Origin of the sequence: Pseudomonas sp. MWU12-2345, from assembly GCF_023242385.1 — a bacterium.
Taxonomy (GTDB): Bacteria; Pseudomonadota; Gammaproteobacteria; order Pseudomonadales; family Pseudomonadaceae; genus Aquipseudomonas; species Aquipseudomonas gingeri_D.
Genome location: NZ_JALLJA010000049.1, coordinates 1 through 770, shown reverse-complemented (window position 1 = coordinate 770; position 770 = coordinate 1). Strand labels below are relative to the sequence as shown.

Genomic DNA, 770 nt, shown 5'->3' with positions numbered 1-770 from the left:
AACCACTGGATGCCGCAAGAAGTCAACATGACCGCCGACATCGCCCTCTGGAAAGACCCGGAAGGCCTGACCGACGACGAACGCCGCATCGTCATGCGCAACCTCGGTTTCTTCTCCACCGCCGACTCCCTGGTGGCGAACAACCTGGTGCTGGCCGTGTACCGCCTGATCACCAACCCCGAGTGCCGCCAGTACATCCTGCGCCAGGCCTTCGAAGAGGCGATCCACACCCACGCCTACCAGTACTGCATCGAATCGTTGGCCATGGATGAAGGCGAGATCTTCAACATGTACCACGAGATTCCATCGGTGGCGAAAAAGGCCACCTGGGGCCTGAAGTACACCCGTTCGATCTCCGACCCGGAATTCAAGACCGGCACCGTCGAGACCGACAAGGAACTGCTGCGCAACCTGATCGCCTACTACTGCGTGCTGGAAGGCATCTTCTTCTACTGCGGCTTCACCCAGATCCTGTCCATGGGTCGTCGCAACAAGATGACCGGCGTGGCCGAGCAGTTCCAGTACATCCTGCGGGATGAGTCCATGCACCTGAACTTCGGCATCGACGTGATCAACCAGATCAAGATCGAGAACCCGCACCTGTGGGATGCCGAGATGAAGGAAGAAGCCACCCAGATGATCCTGCAGGGCACCCAGCTGGAAATCGAATACGCGCGTGACACCATGCCACGCGGCGTGTTGGGCATGAACGCGGCGATGATGGAGGACTACCTCAAGTTCATCGCCAACCGTCGCCTGAGCCAGATCGG

The 770-nt window shown here is 59.2% G+C and carries 1 protein-coding gene; it reads left to right on the top strand.

The window, feature by feature from the left end; genetic code table 11:
• A partial coding sequence (locus M5C71_RS33575; RefSeq protein ID WP_248769701.1) for a ribonucleotide-diphosphate reductase subunit beta occupies window positions 1-770 on the top strand: 770 nt, incomplete at both ends.